General features: G+C 64.3%; 13 protein-coding genes and 1 pseudogene. 6 read left to right on the top strand and 8 right to left on the bottom strand.

Annotation, left to right across the window (positions count from 1 at the left end; all coding sequences use genetic code 11):
• Nucleotides 1–79 precede the first annotated feature (79 nt).
• On the bottom strand, nucleotides 80–832 hold the full coding sequence (gene tpiA / locus HAP54_RS35810; protein WP_166295161.1) for a triose-phosphate isomerase: 753 nt from the start codon (nucleotides 830–832) through the stop codon (nucleotides 80–82).
• A 316-nt stretch (nucleotides 833–1,148) separates the two neighbouring features.
• Between tpiA and HAP54_RS35805 the strand changes: the two genes are divergently transcribed.
• From HAP54_RS35805 to moaC, 4 genes are all read left to right on the top strand, one after another.
• Nucleotides 1,149–3,050, top strand: coding sequence for a peptidylprolyl isomerase (locus HAP54_RS35805; RefSeq protein ID WP_166295159.1), 1,902 nt, complete (start codon nucleotides 1,149–1,151; stop codon nucleotides 3,048–3,050).
• A gap of 112 nt (nucleotides 3,051–3,162) precedes the next feature.
• On the top strand, nucleotides 3,163–4,176 hold the full coding sequence (gene trpD, locus HAP54_RS35800; RefSeq protein WP_166295157.1) for an anthranilate phosphoribosyltransferase: 1,014 nt from the start codon (nucleotides 3,163–3,165) through the stop codon (nucleotides 4,174–4,176).
• Between the two features lie 65 nt (nucleotides 4,177–4,241).
• Nucleotides 4,242–5,063 carry an indole-3-glycerol phosphate synthase TrpC gene (trpC, locus tag HAP54_RS35795; protein ID WP_166295155.1) on the top strand — a complete coding sequence of 274 codons (822 nt, stop codon included), beginning with the start codon at nucleotides 4,242–4,244 and terminating at the stop codon, nucleotides 5,061–5,063.
• A gap of 4 nt (nucleotides 5,064–5,067) precedes the next feature.
• Nucleotides 5,068–5,607: a cyclic pyranopterin monophosphate synthase MoaC gene (gene moaC, locus HAP54_RS35790; protein ID WP_166295153.1), complete on the top strand. Its 540-nt coding sequence runs from the start codon at nucleotides 5,068–5,070 to the stop codon at nucleotides 5,605–5,607.
• A gap of 17 nt (nucleotides 5,608–5,624) precedes the next feature.
• Here the strand turns inward: moaC and HAP54_RS35785 are convergent, their stop codons facing one another.
• Nucleotides 5,625–5,789, bottom strand: a complete 165-nt coding sequence (locus HAP54_RS35785) for a Flp family type IVb pilin (RefSeq protein WP_166205334.1) — start codon at nucleotides 5,787–5,789, stop codon at nucleotides 5,625–5,627.
• Nucleotides 5,790–5,985: 196 nt separating this feature from the next.
• A complete protein-coding gene (locus HAP54_RS35780) occupies nucleotides 5,986–6,366 on the bottom strand; it encodes a hypothetical protein (protein WP_224741631.1) in 381 nt (126 codons plus the stop codon).
• A gap of 101 nt (nucleotides 6,367–6,467) precedes the next feature.
• Between HAP54_RS35780 and HAP54_RS35775 the strand changes: the two are divergent.
• Nucleotides 6,468–9,199: pseudogene (locus tag HAP54_RS35775) on the top strand (bifunctional diguanylate cyclase/phosphodiesterase).
• Between the two features lie 11 nt (nucleotides 9,200–9,210).
• Here the strand turns inward: HAP54_RS35775 and HAP54_RS35770 are convergent.
• The 5 genes from HAP54_RS35770 to HAP54_RS35750 all read right to left on the bottom strand — a co-directional run bounded on the left by HAP54_RS35770 (nucleotide 9,211) and on the right by HAP54_RS35750 (nucleotide 15,431).
• Entirely contained in the window at nucleotides 9,211–10,698 is a 1,488-nt protein-coding gene (locus HAP54_RS35770) for a calcium-binding protein (protein ID WP_166295149.1), read from the bottom strand.
• A 312-nt stretch (nucleotides 10,699–11,010) separates the two neighbouring features.
• Nucleotides 11,011–12,369 (bottom strand): S41 family peptidase, encoded by a 1,359-nt coding sequence (locus HAP54_RS35765; RefSeq protein WP_166295147.1) that lies wholly within the window; start codon nucleotides 12,367–12,369, stop codon nucleotides 11,011–11,013.
• Between the two features lie 184 nt (nucleotides 12,370–12,553).
• Nucleotides 12,554–13,741 (bottom strand): NADH:flavin oxidoreductase/NADH oxidase, encoded by a 1,188-nt coding sequence (locus HAP54_RS35760; protein ID WP_166295145.1) that lies wholly within the window; start codon nucleotides 13,739–13,741, stop codon nucleotides 12,554–12,556.
• A gap of 156 nt (nucleotides 13,742–13,897) precedes the next feature.
• Nucleotides 13,898–14,047: a hypothetical protein gene (locus tag HAP54_RS35755; RefSeq protein WP_166295143.1), complete on the bottom strand. Its 150-nt coding sequence runs from the start codon at nucleotides 14,045–14,047 to the stop codon at nucleotides 13,898–13,900.
• A 367-nt stretch (nucleotides 14,048–14,414) separates the two neighbouring features.
• Nucleotides 14,415–15,431 (bottom strand): ABC transporter substrate-binding protein, encoded by a 1,017-nt coding sequence (locus tag HAP54_RS35750; protein WP_224741632.1) that lies wholly within the window; start codon nucleotides 15,429–15,431, stop codon nucleotides 14,415–14,417.
• Nucleotides 15,432–15,718: 287 nt separating this feature from the next.
• Between HAP54_RS35750 and HAP54_RS35745 the strand changes: the two genes are divergently transcribed.
• Entirely contained in the window at nucleotides 15,719–16,942 is a 1,224-nt protein-coding gene (locus tag HAP54_RS35745) for an ABC transporter substrate-binding protein (RefSeq protein ID WP_166295141.1), read from the top strand.
• Nucleotide 16,943 lies beyond the last annotated feature (1 nt).

The raw sequence follows: 16,943 nt of genomic DNA, 5'->3' as shown, positions 1-16,943 counted from the left end.
GGCCGTCGCCCTTCGAGGCTCGCTCCGCTCGCACCTCAGGGTGACGGTGTGGGACGTCAGTGCGCAACGCGGCGACGGGCTAACACCCCGCGGCGATCGCGAGGAAGTCCGAGGCCTTCAGGCTGGCGCCGCCGACCAGTGCGCCGTTGACGTTGGCGACTGCCATCAGCTCGGCCGCGTTCGACGGCTTGACCGAGCCGCCATAGAGAATCCTGATCTTGTTTCCCTCGTCCTTGAAGCGATCGGTGAGCTGACCTCGGATAAACCTGTGAACTTCCTCGACATCCTTGGCGGTCGGGGTCAGGCCGGTGCCGATTGCCCAGACCGGCTCATAGGCAACCACCAGATTGGCCGCGGTCGAGCCATCGGGCAGCGAGCCGGCAAGCTGGGTGCCGCAGACGTCGAGCGTCTTGCCGGCGTCGCGCTGCTCGCGCGTCTCGCCGATGCAGACGATCGCGGTCAGCCCGGCGCGCCAGACCGCCTCCGCCTTCTGCCGAATCAACGCGTCGGTCTCGCCATGGTCGGCGCGCCGCTCGGAGTGGCCGACGATGATGGCGACCGCGCCGAGATCCCCAAACATTTCCGCCGAGAGATCGCCGGTGTGGGCGCCCGATGCCTTCGGATGGCAATCCTGGGCGCCGACGGCGACTTTCGAGCCGCGGGCCTTGTCGGCAAAGGCGCCGACCAGCGTCGCCGGCGGACAGACCAGGAGATCGGCCTTCCCGGCGACATCGCCGGCCCCGGCCAGCATCGCGTCGAACTCGGCAAAAGAGGATTTCAGGCCGTTCATTTTCCAGTTGCCGGCGATCAGCGGCCGGATGGCGTCGGTCATGTCGGATGTCCCATCGTTCAAGCGTACCCTTGCGCTATCAGAGCCGGGCGGCGACTTCCAGATACCGCCCTCGCCCATCCCTTGCGGCTTCCAGAGCGTTTTCGAGCGAAGTGGCCACCGGTTCGCGTGAAGAAAACGCGTCAAAACAGGACTCTACCCGCTTCAATCCGCCCGCGCGGGCGAGGTTGCGGGGGGACACGAGCCACTTTATAAGCATTTTCAATTCGGTGACGCCCTGCTGCCGGACAAAAGGTCCCGACTTTTTGCTCCCACTTGGGCACAACCCGGTTCCCCACCTGCAAAACAAGTTGGACCCATGCTTCGAGGAATGCGGAAAGCCTCATCAAACTGGCTCGGCAAGACGATTATGGCCGTTGTGATGGGCGTTTTGATCGTCAGTTTCGGAATTTGGGGCATTGCCGACATTTTCAAGGGGTTTGGCCAGTCGACCTTCGCCAAGGTCGGCGGGACCGAGATTTCGGCCGAGCAGTTCCGCCAGATCTATACCGACCGGTTGCAGCAGCTTGGCCGCCAGTTCGGCCGTCCGCTGACGCCCGACCAGGCGCGCGCCTTCGGCATTGACCGCCAGGTGCTGCAGCAGACGCTCGCGGAAGCCGCGATGGACGAGGAAGCGCGCCGGATGGGCCTCAACGTGTCCGACGCCGAGGTGCTGCGCCAGATCTACAATGATCCGAACTTCAAGGGTCTCAACAACCAGTTCGACCCGCAGCGCTTCCAGGCCGTGATCCGCAACTACGGCTATACCGAGGGCCGCTACATCGCCGAGCAGCGCCGCGTTGGCCTCAGGCGGCAGATCGCCGGCACCATCTCGTCGGGGATCGAGCCGCCGAAACCGCTGGTCGAGGCGCTGACCCGCTTCCAGAACGAGCAGCGCTCGATCGACTACATCACGCTCGGCGCCGCGCAGGCCGGCACCATCGACCCGCCCTCGCCCGAGGCGCTCGCCGCCTATTTCGAGGACCACAAGGTCCAGTTCCGCGCGCCCGAATACCGCAAAATCTCCTTCGTCGCGATCACGCCCGAGGAAATCGGCAAGTGGGAGACGGTGTCGGACGAGGACGCCAGGAAGATCTTCGAGGAGCGCAAGGATCGGCTCAGCACGCCGGAGAAGCGCGAAGTCTCGCAGATCGTGTTTCCGGACGCCGGCGAGGCGCAGGCCGCGCGCGGCCGGTTCGCGTCGGGCACCTCGTTCGACGACATCGCCAAGGAGCGCAACCTCAATCCGGCCGACGTCAATCTCGGGCTGGTCGCGAAGTCGGCGATCCTCGATCCGGCCGTCGGCGATGCCGCCTTCGCGCTTCCCTCAGGCGACGTCAGCCAGCCGGTCCAGGGTCGCTTCGGCGTGGCGCTGGTCAAGGTCGGCAAGATCGAGCCCGGCGTGACCCCGAGCTATGAGAGCCTCGCGCAACAGGTCAAGAACGAGATCGCCTCCGAGCGCGCCCGCAGCAAGGTCGCCGAGCTGCGCGACAAGATGGAAGACGAGCGCGGCGGCGGCTCCAGCGTCATCGACGCGGCGCAGAAGCTGAAATTGACCCCCGTCACCATCGACGCGATCGATCGCTCGGGGCGTCTGCCGAACGGCCAGCTCGCGACCAACATTCCGCGCGGCCTCGACGTGGTGTCGCAGGCCTTCAACAGCGACGTCGGCGTCGACAACGACCCGATCCAGTTCAACAACGGCTATGTCTGGTACGACGTGCTGGGCATCACGCCGTCGCGTGAGCGCAGCCTCGACGAGGTCCGTGACCAGGTCGAGGCGAAGTGGCGCGAGGACCAGATCTCCGCCAAGCTGCGCGCCAAGGCGACCGAGATCGTCCAGAAGCTTGACGGCGGCGCCAAGCTCGCCGACGAGGCCGCTTCTGTCGGCGTCAAGGTCGAGACCGCTGCGAACTTCAACCGCGAGGCCTCGCTGCCAGCCGTGCCGGCCGGCGTGATTGCGGCGGCGTTCCGCACCGCCAAGGACGGCGACGGACAGACCTCTGCCGCCGGCGGCAGCCAGTGGGTCGTGTTCCGCGTCACCAACGTGACCGTGCCGCCGGTCGACTTCACTTCCGATGCGGCCAAGCAGCTCACCGAGGCGCTGCGGCGCTCGCTGAGCGACGAGCAGGTCGCGCAATACGTCACCAAGATCGAGTCCGATATCGGCGTAACCATCAACCAGGCAGCCTTCGCACAGGTGACAGGCGCAAATAATTGAGCATGATCTAAGCCGCAGACGCTTTCCACGTTTGTCGCAGCGACAGCCGGTTCTCCGCGCGACCACGCGACGCGCGGAGATCAAGCTCCAACAACAGACCCTGAGCCAGCGAATGGACGACCTGAAATCGATCATCGGAAAAGTCGCCACCGGCGCCACGCTGACGCGTGAAGAAGCGGCGTCTGCGTTCGACAGCATGATGTCGGGCGAAGCCACGCCCTCGCAGATGGGCGGGCTGTTGATGGCGCTGCGCGTCCGCGGCGAGACCGTCGATGAGATCACCGGCGCCGTCAGCGCGATGCGCGGCAAGATGCTGCCGGTTAAGGCGCCGGCGGAGGCCGTCGACATCGTCGGCACCGGCGGCGACGGCTCCGGCTCGGTCAACGTTTCGACTTGCGCCGCCTTCATCGTGGCCGGCGCCGGCGTGCCCGTCGCCAAGCACGGCAACCGCGCGCTGTCGTCGCGCTCGGGCTCGGCCGACGTGCTGGCCTCGCTCGGGGTCAAGATCGATCTGACACCGGAGCGCGTCGGACGCTGCGTCTCGGAAGCCGGCATCGGCTTCATGTTCGCGCCCGCACATCATCCGGCGATGAAGAATGTCGGTCCGACCCGGGTCGAGCTCGCCACCCGCACCATCTTCAACCTGCTCGGGCCGCTGTCGAACCCGGCCGGCGTCAAGCGGCAGATGGTCGGCGTGTTCTCGCGGCAATGGGTGCAGCCGCTGGCGCAGGTGCTGAAGAACCTCGGCTCGGACAAGGTCTGGGTGGTGCACGGCTCCGACGGCCTCGACGAGATCACCCTCACCGGCCCGACCTTCGTTGCAACGCTGGAGAACGGCGAGATCAGGACATCGGAGGTGACGCCGGAAGACGCCGGGCTCGGCCGCGTCGGCGGCGAGGCGCTGAAGGGCGGCGATGCCGATACCAATGCGATCGCGCTGTCGAGCGTGCTCCAGGGAAAGCCGAGCGCCTATCGCGACGTCGCCCTGCTCAACGCCGCCGCCGCGCTGATCGTGGCCGGCCGCGCCAAGGATCTGAAGGAAGGCGTTGCGATCGGCGCGCAGTCGCTCGACAGTGGTGCTGCCGCGACGCGGCTCAAGCATCTGGTCGCGGTTTCCAACGGCTGAGCATGATCCGAAAAAGTGGGAACCGGTTTTTCGAATCAGATCATGCGCAAGCAAGGCGGTAAGCGATGGCCGACATCCTGACCAAGATCGAGGCCTACAAGCGCGAGGAGATCGCCGCCGCAAAGCGCGCCCGTTCGCTCGCCGACGTCGAGGCGCAGGCGAAATCGGCTTCGCCGCCGCGCGGCTTCGTCCGTGCGCTGAAGGACAAGCATGCAAGCGGCGACTACGCCTTGATCGCGGAAGTGAAGAAGGCCTCGCCCTCGAAGGGGCTGATCCGGGCCGACTTCGATCCGCCGGTGCTGGCAAAGGCCTATGAGGCCGGCGGCGCCGCCTGCCTGTCGGTGCTGACCGATGCGCCGTCGTTCCAGGGCCATCTCGACTTCATGGTCGCGGCCCGCGCGGCGACCAACCTGCCGGTGCTGCGCAAGGATTTCATGTTCGACCCCTATCAGGTGGCGGAAGCGCGCGCCCATGGCGCCGACTGCATCCTGATCATCATGGCGGCGCTCGACGATGCCGCGGCCAAGGACATCGAGGATGCCGCGCTCGGCTATGGCATGGACGTACTGATCGAGATCCACGACCGCGCCGAGCTCGACCGAGCCCTGAAACTCCGCTCGCCGATGATCGGCGTCAACAACCGCAATCTGCGCACCTTCGAGACCACGCTTGCGACCAGCGAGGCGCTGGCGCCGCTGATCCCGCGCGACCGCCTGATGGTCGGCGAGAGCGGCATCTTCACGTCAGAGGATCTGGCCCGCCTCGAGCGGGTCGGGATGTCGACCTTCCTGGTCGGTGAAAGCCTGATGCGCCAGCAGGACGTCACCGCGGCCACCCGCGCCTTGCTGACGCGGTCGGCCGCATCGCGCGCCACCGGAACGCGCTGACGCGATGGCGCGGAAGAGCAAGGCCAAGAGCAAGGCTGCTACCAAAGCCGAGCCGTCCGGCTCCGGCGCCGCCCTCACCCATATCGATGCCAGGGGTGAGGCACGGATGGTCGACGTCTCGGCCAAACCCGCCACTGAGCGGATCGCCGTCGCCGAAGGCCGCGTGCTGATGAGCAAGGCGACGCTCGCGCTGATCGAGCAAGGCCAGGCCAAGAAGGGCGACGTGCTGGCGACCGCGCGGATCGCAGGCATCATGGCGGCGAAGCGGACCTCTGAATTGATCCCGCTCTGCCACCCGCTGGCGCTAACTAAAGTGACGATCGATATCGCAACCGACGCCAAGCTGCCCGGCTGCATCGTCCGCACCAGCGTCAAGGTGACCGGGCCGACCGGCGTCGAGATGGAGGCGCTGACCGCGGTTTCGGTCGCGTGCCTGACGATCTACGACATGGTCAAGGCGGTTGACCGTGGCATCCGCATCGAAGGCATTCACCTGATCGAGAAGATCGGCGGCAAGTCCGGGCACTATCGCGCCGGCGAGTGAGCTCCCGGTGCGCTCGGTTACTTCAGTGAGCCGCTGATCGAATTGAAGGTGCCCGAGAGTTTTGTGCCGACGCCCTTCACCGCGGCAATGATGGCGATCGCAATGCCGGTTGCGATCAAGCCGTATTCGATCGCGGTGGCGCCGGTTTCATCGGCACAAAAATTCCGAACAAGCTTCTTCATGATGACACCCCTCACGCACTGAACCTCGCGGAACGACACGCAAACTACGTGCCGACGGTCAGTTTGAGCATCGTCATGGACTTAGATCGTAAACGGACGATTACATCGACTTCACACTCGGCAAGGGATTCCGGGTAGCCGCACTGAGCGGCAAAAACTGCAGTTCCGCTTCGGGAACTTTTTGTCCCGTCGTCGATTAGCTCGACGCATCGATTTCGTGACGATTATCGGTGGCAATTTCCGCGCCTTGTTCGATCGCAAGATGCAGGCCTGCCGCGCGCGGCAATCCCAAATCGGAACACTCAGAACCTCCGTCGGTTATCGCCAGGGCGATGACGACGAGGAGGATTTGGTGAAAGGATTGCTGATAGCCGTAGGAATTGTCTTTGTTCTTTACATAATGGATCAGAAGTTTGCGCAGGGGCGATATACCGACGCTGTCCAACGCATGACGATTCAGATGAGGCATTCTTTCGGGGTCTAAGGTCGCCTCGGTTGGTGGCCTCTTCCAGATCGGCTCCGGATCACCCGGAGAGCCGTGGCTTCTCGCCGCCTCCAGCAACCATTCGTTAACCAACCTCGCTAACCGCAACTCCATCTCGTTTCGGTACGACTTTCGCGGGCCGGAGGTGCACTGAACCTACCTCCGGGTGAAACGCCTGGAAGCGATAGCGTCAGATGAATCCAAACGGCAGCGCCTCGTTCAACGTCGCCTCGGTGATCGGCCGCGGTCCGATCCGCTGGCTGATCCTCGGCGGCGCCGTGCTGATGGCCGCGATCGCGATCGGCGCGACCCTGATGGCCGAGAACTTCCGCGAGCGCGCTTTGCACAACAGCGAGTGCGAGCTCGAGAACACCGTGCTGCTGCTGGCGCGGCATTTCGACCAGCAGCTCGACGATCTCGAGGTGGTCCAGCGCGACGTGATCGCTTTCATGCGCGACAACGGGATCGCGACGTCGGAGAACTACCGGCGGCGGATGTCGGCCGCCGACATCCATGCGATGCTCAAGTCCAAGATGGACGCGCTGTCCAATGTCGGCAGCCTCAACGTGTTCGATGCCGACGGCGTGCTGATCAACAGCTCGGGCGCCTGGCCGCTGCCGCAGGCCAGCATTGCCGACCGCAGCTACTTCCAGATCTTCAAGTCGAGCCCCTACTCGCCCGACATGCAGGTCGCACCGGTGATTAGCCGCATCAGCGGGCTGTGGACCACCGTCATCGTCCGCAAGGTCACCGGGCCGCATGGCGATTTCCTCGGCGTGGTCGGCCGCGGCATCGAGCCGGCGACCTTCGAGAAATTCTTCTCGACGGTTGCGCTCGGCGAAGGTTCAGCGATCTCGATGCACCATCGGGACGGCACGCTGCTGGCGCGCTACCCCCATGTCGAGGAGCTGATCGGGAAGAATTTCCGCACCGGGCCGGTCAACCAGCAGCAGGTGTTCGAGCTGCCGCAGAGCACCACGCGGTTGGCCAGTCCGGTCGACGGCAAGGACCGCCTGGTATCGTCGCGGGCGCTGACCAAATTCCCGATCGTCGTCGTCGCGACCACCACGACGGAAGCGGCGCTCGCCAACTGGCGCGAGCAGATCGCCATCCTGATCGCGGTGACCAGCATTTCCGTGCTGGCGATCGCGATCCTGCTGACGCTGGTGGTGCGCAAGCTCGTGCAGCAGCATCGCGCCCAGCAGCAGCGCCTGACGCTGGAGAAGCTCCGGCTCGACACCGCCGTCAACAACATGACGCAGGGGCTGTTGCTGTTCGACGCCGCGCAGCGCCTGGTGATCTGCAACAAGCGCTATGTCGAGATGTACGGGCTGTCGGCCGACATCATCAAGCCCGGCTGCAGCTTCCGGGACGTCATCGTGCATCGCCACCAGACCGGCTCGTTCCAGGGCGACGTCGAACGCTACGTCAACATCGTGCTGCGCGACGTCGCTGTCCGCAACACCATGGTGATCACGACGCCCGACGGGCGTTCGATCCAGGTCGTCAATGAGCCGCTGGCCGACGGCGGCTGGCTTGCGACCCATGAGGACGTCACCGAGCGCCGCCGCGCCGAGGAGCGCATCACGCATCTTGCCCACTACGATGCTCTCACCGACCTGCCGAACCGCGCGCTGTTCCACGAGGAGATCAAGCGCGAGCTGCCGCATGTCGCGCCCGACAGCCAGCTGGCGGTGCTCTATATCGACATCGACGAATTCAAGGGCGTCAACGACTCGCTCGGCCACATGGTCGGCGACGAACTGTTGAAGTCCGTTGCAAGGACCCTGAGCGGCGTGATCGGCGACGGCGATTTCGTCGCCCGGCTCGGCGGCGACGAATTCGCGATCGTGCAGACCGGGGTGAAGAACGAGATCGAGGTCACAGACCTCGTTGCGCGCATTTACGAGGCGATCCGCTTGCCCTATCAATGCCTCGGCCACCAGGTCACCACTGATGCCAGCATCGGCATCGCGCTGGCGCCGAAGGACGGCACCGATGTCGATCAGATCCTGAAGAACGCCGACCTTGCGATGTATGCGGCGAAGTCGGCCGGCCGGCGCGTCTCGCGCTTCTTCGAGCCGGCTATGGATGCCGACGCCCGCGCCCGCCGCGAGCTCGAGATGGAATTGCGCCAGACCATCGCCGCGGGCCACGGGCTCGAAGTGCATTACCAGCCCTGCGTCGACCTGCGCAGCAACGAGATCACCGGCTGCGAGGCGCTGGTGCGCTGGCGCCATCCGCAGCGCGGCATGATCTCGCCGGCCGACTTCGTGCCGATCGCGGAAGAGACCGGCCTGATCAACCAGCTCGGCGAATGGGTTTTTTGACGGCCTGCAAGGAGGCCGTCAACTGGCCCGATCATGTCAGGCTCGCGGTCAACGTCTCGCCGGTGCAATTCCGCAGCGGCACGCTGGCGCTCAAGGTGATCGCGGCGCTCGCGGCGTCGGGGCTGTCAGCGGGCCGGCTGGAGCTCGAGATCACCGAGGCCGTGCTGATCCGCGACGACGAGACGGCGCTGGCCGCGCTGCACCAGCTCCGCGCCATCGGGATCCGGATCGCGCTCGACGATTTCGGCACCGGCTATTCGTCGCTGAGCTATTTGAAGCGCTTCCCGTTCGACAAGATCAAGATCGACCGCTGCTTCGTCACCGATATCGCCGATCCGCAAGGCTCGGCCGGCATCGTCGAGGCCGTCGTCAACATCGCCGCCGAGCGCAGCATGACCACGACCGCGGAAGGCGTCGAGACCGCGCAGCAGCAGCAATTGCTGCGTGAGCTCGGCTGCTCGGAAATGCAGGGCTATCTGTTCAGCCCGCCGAAGCCGGCGGCGCAAATCCGCGAGCTGCTGGCCGGGCACCGCCGTGGCCCTGCCGCGGGCGAAGGCCGTACGCGCCGACGCAAACCTGTCGCCGGCGCGGCGTAGGCGTTACGCCACTACGTAAAGCTGAACATGTTGGCGCTGAGTTGTCCGGGCCCTGTGCCGATCAGCCAGACGGCGCTGTCGGTGATGATGGTGGTGTTGATGGCGGCATTATAGAACGAGGCCGCCTGCACGTCGGAAAACGATTGCAGCGAGGTGCCCGCGAAGTTGACGACATCGCTGATCCCGCCGGCGTTGAAGTCCTCGATCACCATGACTTCGTTGGCCTGATCGTTGATGGAGAAGATATCCGAGCCGCCGCCCCCCCAGGCGTAGTCGACGCCACCGCCGCCTTCGATCTGATCTGCGCCCGATCCCATCAGGAATACGTCGGTGCCACTGCCGCCAGTGACGGTGTCGCCGCCATTCGATCCGTAGACGTAATTCTGGCCGGAGCCGCCCTGGATCACGTCGCCATCGGTCTCGCCCGATGCGATGAAGATGTTGAGCCCCGCGCCGCCGGTCATCGTGTCGCTGCCGGCGCCGCCGTAGAAATAATTCGTTCCAAGGCCGCCCGAGAGAACGTCAGCGCTGGCCGCGCCATACATGACGTTGACGTCGGTCGCGGCAATTCCGCCGGAACCGTCCAGCGTGTCCGTGCCGTCGCCGCCGAACAGATAATTGAAGCCGGCATCGCCGTGCAGCGCGTCGTTTCCGTCATCGCCGATCAGGATATCGTTGCCGTAACCGCCGAACATGGCATCGTTGCCGCCGAGACCATACAGATAATCGTCGCCCCAATATCCGTAGAGCGTGTTCGGGCCGGCCTCGCCGATCAGGATGTCGTTGCCGAGGCTGCCGACCGCGACCTGGACATTGAACACGCCGTCATGTCCGATGACAGGGCCGATCGCATAGTGATTGCCGAGGTCGAGCGTCACGCCGCCGCCGACACCGGAAAAACTGACGGTGTTGATGCCGGCGCCGCCGTCGTAGACGTCGCTCGCGCCATCGTCGCGTCCGGCGGACAGATAGTCGTTGCCATTGCCGCCGTTCAGCGTATCGGCGCCGCCGTTGCCGTAGATGACATCATTGCCGTCGCCCCCGTTCAGCGTCTCGCTTCCGTCCTCTCCCGCCAACAGGTCGTTGCCGCTGGTGGTGCCGACCTGTTGCAAAAGCGACGTGTCCGTTGCCTTGAACTGCGTGGTTATGCCACTGGGCTTCTCGGTTTCGCTGATGCGGGTTCCATCAACGAGATAGAAATTGCGGAAGAAATCCCAATCCGGCAAAAAGGGCTCGTAATCTACAAATTCATCGATGACGTAGGCGACATCGAACAGCGATCCCAGGAACAGCACCGTATCGCTGCCGCCCCAGGGAGCAACAGCGTCGGTGCCACCCCCGAGTTCGAACGCGAACGTGTCGTTGCCCGCTCCACCATAAAGGCCATCGTTGCCGGCTCCCCCGTCGAAATAATCGTTGCCGCCCATGCCGTAGATGCGGTCGTCGCCGGCGGTCCCAATCAGGGTGTCGTCGCCGGTCGTTCCGTTGATGGTGTCCATGAAAAACTCCTGAAACAAGAAGCAACGATGCCAGCCAAGGTCGCCAGTATCATCGGGTAAGAAAACCGCTTGGTAAGACCCCGTGCTTTAGACGGGTGGCAATGTGCGAGATCTAATTAGCACTCCGGGGTTGAGTCAATCTTGGACACAAATGGAGACACCCGGACATAAAGACGCTGCATCACCTGATTGGGCGATGAAATCCCACCACCATCGCCGACATGGCGCAGCCCCCCGGGGTTTACGGACATCGCCACCCCAGAAGCAAAAAAGCCGCCCCTCGGGGCGGCTGTTCGCTGTTCGAACGTTGAACTAGTTCGGCACCGGCCGCTTCTGCGTGGCCTTGGTGTCGGCGTTCTTGGCGTCGGCGTTCACGGTGACGCCGCGCAGCTGGTTGAAGGCCGCGGCCAGCGCCTTGTCGTTCTTCTCGTCCGGCGGCACGTAGGATTGCGAGCCGGTCTGCTCGGCGCCCTCGGCTGCAAGATGGCCGCGCATCTTGGCCTCGCTGATGATCTCGGAGCGGGTCTTGAACTCGTCGGGCACGTCCTGCAGCACCTCGATGTCGGGCTTGATGCCCAGCGCCTGGATCGAATGACCCGACGGCGTGAAGTAGCGCGCCGTGGTCAGCGCCAGCGCACCGTTGCCGGTGCCGAGCGGAATGATGGTTTGCACCGAGCCCTTGCCGAACGAGCGAGTGCCGATCAGGGTCGCGCGCTTGTGGTCGTGCAGCGCGCCGGCGACGATCTCGGAGGCTGAGGCCGAGCCGCCGTTGATCAACACGACCAGCGGCTTGCCCTTGGTCATGTCGCCGCCATGCGCGGTGAAGCGCTGGGTCTCTTCCGGATTGCGGCCGCGGGTCGAGACCACCTCGCCGCGCTGCATCAGGGTCGAGGTCACCGACACCGCCTGGTCGAGCAGGCCGCCCGGATTGTTGCGGAGGTCGACGACATAGCCGGCGAGCTTGTCCTGCGGGACCTGCTTCTGGATCTCGGCGATTGCCTTGCGCAGGCCCTCGGTGGTCTGCTCGTTGAACGAGGTGATCCTGATGTAACCGATGTCGCCGCCCTCGACGTGATACTTCACCGGGCGGACGCGGATGATCTCGCGGGTGATCGAGACCTCGATCGGCTTGTCCGCGTCCTTGCGGATGATCTTCAGCCGGATCGAGCTGTTGGGCGCGCCCTTCATCTTGTTGACGGCCTGGTCGAGCGTCATGCCCTGAATCTGGTCATCGTCGATCGTGGTGATGACGTCGCCCGACATGATGCCGGCGCGCGAGGCCGGCGTGTCGTCGATGGGCGCCACCACCTTGACGAAACCGTCCTCCATCGTGACCTCGATGCCGAGCCCCCCGAACTCGCCATGCGTGGTCTCCTGCATCTCCGACCAGCCCTTCTCGTTCATGTAGCGGGAGTGCGGATCGAGCGAGGAGATCATGCCGTTGATCGCCCCTTCGACGAGCTTGGAGTCCTCGGGCTTCTCGACGTAGTCGCTCTTGATCTTCTCGAACACCTCGCCGAACAGGTTGAGCTGCGAATAGGTGTTGCTGGTGTCCGAATGCGCGGCGGCATTGGCGACGGCGAACAGATGCGCCCCCTGCGGCGAGGCCACGAGCAGGGTGAGGCACGCACCCGCAACCGTCCCGAGGAAGAAGCCAACATGTTTGCGCATTATCCGCGATCCTTTTCGCTACCGGCCGGCAACGTTCCGCAACGCTCGCCTGCCCCACCCCGACCGGGGCACCACACAACGGCTTTTTGGTCGGATCAAGGCCGCCTTGTCACCAGACCATTACGGTCCTGTCACGCTGCCTTGGTCAGCTCCAAATCAGCACTTAATCACCCTAAAGCCGGTCTCAAGTCAGCTCCCGGTCGGCCTCTGGCCCAGCCTCCCGCAACCCGTTCTGCCAGGTCGACGGCCGGGTCCCGAATCCGCGCTTGGCCCGCGTGCCCAACCAATAGCCAAACTGCGGGGGAACATTGCGAAATGGCCCTTCAACCCCGAGTTTTTGCGCGGCGTCCATCGGCCAGTTGGGGTTATTGAGGATTTCCCGGCCGACCGCGATCAAATCTGCTTGTTTGTCACGCAGAATCTGCTCAGCCTGGTCACCATGGATGATCAGGCCGACCGCCATGGTCATGATATCGGCATGCCCGCGGACATATTCCGACAGCGGCACCTGGTAGTTGTATTTGATCTCCTTGCCGAGAATCGGCGCCATCTCGCTGATTCCGCCCGACGAGCAGTCGATCACATCGACGCCCCCGGCTTTCAGAATCGTAGCCAGCCGCGCGCTCTGCTCCGGCCCCCAGCCGGCATTGTCCTCGACCGAGAGCCGCACGAACAAAGGCTTGTGCTCCGGCCAGTGCGCGCGCACGGCCTCCGTCACCTCGATCAGGAAGCGCATCCGGTTGGCTTCCGAGCCGCCATAGTGATCGCTGCGCTGGTTGGAACGCTCGGAGAGGAATTCATGCACGAGATAGCCATGGGCGCCGTGCAGTTCCAGCACCTCGAAACCGGCCTCATGCGCGCGCCGCGCCGCCTGCCCCCAGGCTGCGACGAGATCCTTCACCTCATGCGTTTCCAGCGCCCGCGGCACCGGCCAGCGCTCGCTATGGGCAATCGCGCTCGGCGCCACTGGCGTCCAGGCGTCCCAATCCTCGATCTCGGCGGTGCGCTCCAGCTGGCGATCACCCTCCCACGGGCGGCTCGCACGCGCCTTGCGGCCGGAATGGCCGAGCTGAATGCCGGCGACCGCGTTCTGCTGCTTGATGAAGCCTGCGAGCCGGCTGAGCGGCGCGATGAATTTGTCGTCCCAGATGCCGAGATCGCCGATCGTGCCGCAGCCGCGCCGCTCGACCTTGGTCGATTCGACGATCACGAGACCCGCGCCGCCGGCGGCAAACTTGCCGGCATTCATCAGATGCCAGTCGGTCGGAAAGCCCTTCTCGGCGGAATATTGGTGCATCGGCGGCACCACGATGCGGTTCTTCAGCGTGACGCCGCGGATGGTGATCGGCGAAAACAGCAGCGTGTCCGACATGGCTTCCTCATCTGGCGTCGTTACCCGGCGCGCCGGGCCGATATTTTGGCCGATCTTGTCTTGTGTTTGGCGCCGACGATACAATGGCCGATAGGGGCACGCTGCCGACCTTTTCGCACACGGCATCGAGGCGAGATCAATGGAGCTGTCTGATTTTTACTGAGCGGTTTTCCGGTTCGCGGACACGTCCGTCGGGCAGTTGGCCCCGCATTCGATCGGCTTCTTCTGGTCGGCAACCCGCCACACGAGCAGCGCGACCAGGACAATGATGGTGACGGTCAGCTTGGCCAATGCGTCGTGATTCAATTTCAGCTCCGCAGAACAATCGGCATAGCTAAGAAAATCGGTTGCATGCGAAATCGGGAGGTGTTGGAGGCCGGCGTCGTCGACCAGTCCCGACCTCGAGTCGGGTTGGTCGACGTCATCATGATACAGTCTTGGTGCGGCCCGCAACCTTTTCAGTCTGCATGGCAGCACGGCACAGCCGGCCGCGGCCGTGCTGCAACACCACCTCCACAGCTGCGGCCTTCACGCTGGGTCGCAAATGACCGGAGTTCCACGCGAAGTGGAATCGGTCGGCGGAGAGCACAGCGCCTTCCGGGAACCCGCACGCCGGTGACGCGGCGCCTGCCCGCTTGCCGCCTCACCCATATGGGCCATGTCGTTGCGGCCGTCAGGATCTCGCAAGCCTGGCCGCGCCGGCGGCGATCACCTCGTTGAAGCTCGTGTCCCAGAATTGTCCAACCTCTGCGCGCGCGTCGAGCACGCCGAGCTTGAGGAAGGTATCGGCGACCTTCTGATGCGTCTCCGGCACGTCGGGCGTCACGCCGGCGAGCGAGAAGTCGTCGCTGCGGCGGGCGAACTGGTCGAGAATGTCCTGCAGCGGCAGATGGGTCTCCGCCACCTGCGCCGCCGCATAGAGGGGGAAATTCTTGTTGGCGAACGCATAGGCGCGCTGGATCCGCAGCAGGAAATCGGCCACGGCGGCGTGGCGCAGCGGATCGTCGACCGCCTTCGGATTGGCGTAGATCGGGAAATTGCCGGAGAGATAACCGACGCCGGTCTTGAGCAGGCGCGCGCCCTGCTTGGCGATCGCGAGCTGCCCGTTATAGCCGTAGATCGCCCAGGCATCGAGCTTGCCCGAGGCGAACGCCGAATAACCATCCGACGGCGTCAGGTTGATGGCCTCGATATCGCCGAAGGAAAGCCCGGCTTCCTCAAGCTGCTTGGCGAGGAAGTAATGCGCCGTTGTCGCGCGCACGTAGCCGACGCGCTTTCCCTTGAGGTCGGCAATGGAATGGATCGGCGCGTCCCTTGCCGCGACCGTGACCTGGATGTTGAGATCCTCATGGGTGACGGCGATGAAGCGCACCTTGGCTTTCTGGCGCGCAGCGAACATCGCGGGAATCTCGCTGCCCGATCCGATATCGAGCGCATCGCCGTTCAGTGCCTCGATGTGGAGCACGCCGTTGTTGAGCTCCTTCCATTCGATCTTGTACGGCGTCTTGTCCTCGCCCGCCGCCTGCAGCAGCGGACGCCAGCCGCCCTTGTAATAGGCAACCCGCAGCGTCACGCCGCCGAGATCGGGACCTCCGCCCGCCCCGCTTTCCGCGCGAGAGGTGCTCGCAATCAGGCTTCCGGCCAGCACGCCGAGCGCGGAACGTCGAGCGAGAGAAAATGGCGTGGTCACCGGCGTGGGCTCCTGATCAGCGATTGCAACGTCGCAAGCTTAGGAGAAAACCGGCCGAAGTATATGAGACGCTATTTCGTTTTTCGCATCGACTGCAAAAGACCATTCCAAGGATTGCGGTCCCTGCGCGGCAAACTGCTTTTCGGCGCCGCAAAACCTGACCCGGATCAGCGAAAGTGATATCCGCCGCCGCCCTGTCCGTGCCATCTTGTTGATCTAGGTCAATGGACAGGTGCGGAAGGAACGGAATCTAGGGAGCGGTGGCTGCCCTCGCGCGAGCTCTTCCCATGGGTATTTTGATCCGAACTCTGCTGGCCGGCGCCGTCGCGCTGGCGTCGCTCGGCGCCATCACGCAGCAACTGCGCGACCAGGGCGTTTCCGACACCGAAATCCGGATCGGCAATGTGATGCCCTATAGCGGCACGCTGGAAATTTTCGGCCAGATCGGCAAGGCGGAAGCCGCCTATTTCGATGTTATCAACGAGCGCGGCGGAATCGGCGGCCGCAAGATCCGCTTCATGTCCTACGACGATCTGTCCGATCCTTCCAACGCCATGGACCTCACGCGCATTCTCGTCGAGACCGACAATGTGCTCCTGATGTTCGGTTCGTTCGGAACGCCGGGGAACCTGGCCGTGCGGAAGTACCTCAACGAACGGCAGGTCCCGCAACTCTTCGTTGCCTCCGGCGACCAGCAGCTGAGCGACCCGTCGGTCTATCCGTGGACCATGGGCTGGCAGCCCTCCTACCGCGAGGAGGGGCGCATCTACGCCAATTACATCCAGGCTTTCTATCCCGGGAAGAAGATCGTGGCGCTCTGGCAGAACGACCAGTTCGGGCGGGATCTGTTCAAGGGGTTGGAGCAAGGACTGGGTGATGTCGCCCATAACATCAGGGTCGACATCGCCTATGATGTCGACGATCAGCATCTCGACGGCCACGTGTCCGTCCTGAAGCGATCGGGGGCCGAGATCTTCGTGTTTGCCGGGGTGCCGGAGAATGCCGCCAAGGTGATCCGGGCCGCCGCCGAACACGGCTGGCGGCCAGTGTTCATCGTCAACCAGATGGCAGCATCGATCGAGACGGTGCTCAAACCGGCCGGCACGGAGAACGCCACCGGCGTCATCACCGCCGCCTTCCTGAAGGATGCGAGCGATCCGGCCTGGAAGGACGAGCTCGGCAGCGGCGCCTGGCGCAGCTTCATCGAGAAGTATGCGAAAGCCGGCGGCAAGGATGACGCTGCCGCCGTCTATGGCTATGCCGCCGCCGAAACGCTGGTCCAGGTGCTCACGCAATGCGGCAACGACCTGTCGCGGGAAAACGTCATGAAGCAGGCCGCCGCGCTCAGGGATTATCAGGCGTCCGCGCTGCTCCCCGGCATCAAGATCAACACCGGTCAATCGGACTTCCGGCCCGTCAAGCAATTGCGGCTGTTTCAATTCGATGGCCGCAGCTGGCAGTCGATCGGCGATGTGCTCGATACGGCGTTCGTCGATTCGACCGGGAAATAGC

The sequence above is a fragment of the Bradyrhizobium sp. 2S1 genome (assembly GCF_011516625.5).
Taxonomy (GTDB): Bacteria; Pseudomonadota; Alphaproteobacteria; order Rhizobiales; family Xanthobacteraceae; genus Bradyrhizobium; species Bradyrhizobium septentrionale.
The sequence above is the reverse complement of the archived record's forward strand: the minus strand, read 5'-3'. Positions and strand labels throughout refer to the sequence as shown.

What these genes read in the sequence shown, in the direction of transcription:
- trpC (WP_166295155.1), top strand. Translation starts at nt 4,242, where the DNA reads ATGGCCGACATCCTGACCAAGATCGAGGCCTACAAGCGCGAGGAGATC.
- HAP54_RS35770 (WP_166295149.1), bottom strand. Translation starts at nt 10,698, where the DNA reads ATGGACACCATCAACGGAACGACCGGCGACGACACCCTGATTGGGACC.
- trpD (WP_166295157.1), top strand. Translation starts at nt 3,163, where the DNA reads ATGGACGACCTGAAATCGATCATCGGAAAAGTCGCCACCGGCGCCACG.
- HAP54_RS35760 (WP_166295145.1), bottom strand. Translation starts at nt 13,741, where the DNA reads ATGTCGGACACGCTGCTGTTTTCGCCGATCACCATCCGCGGCGTCACG.
- HAP54_RS35745 (WP_166295141.1), top strand. Translation starts at nt 15,719, where the DNA reads ATGGGTATTTTGATCCGAACTCTGCTGGCCGGCGCCGTCGCGCTGGCG.
- HAP54_RS35765 (WP_166295147.1), bottom strand. Translation starts at nt 12,369, where the DNA reads ATGCGCAAACATGTTGGCTTCTTCCTCGGGACGGTTGCGGGTGCGTGC.
- moaC (WP_166295153.1), top strand. Translation starts at nt 5,068, where the DNA reads ATGGCGCGGAAGAGCAAGGCCAAGAGCAAGGCTGCTACCAAAGCCGAG.
- tpiA (WP_166295161.1), bottom strand. Translation starts at nt 832, where the DNA reads ATGACCGACGCCATCCGGCCGCTGATCGCCGGCAACTGGAAAATGAAC.
- HAP54_RS35785 (WP_166205334.1), bottom strand. Translation starts at nt 5,789, where the DNA reads ATGAAGAAGCTTGTTCGGAATTTTTGTGCCGATGAAACCGGCGCCACC.
- HAP54_RS35805 (WP_166295159.1), top strand. Translation starts at nt 1,149, where the DNA reads ATGCTTCGAGGAATGCGGAAAGCCTCATCAAACTGGCTCGGCAAGACG.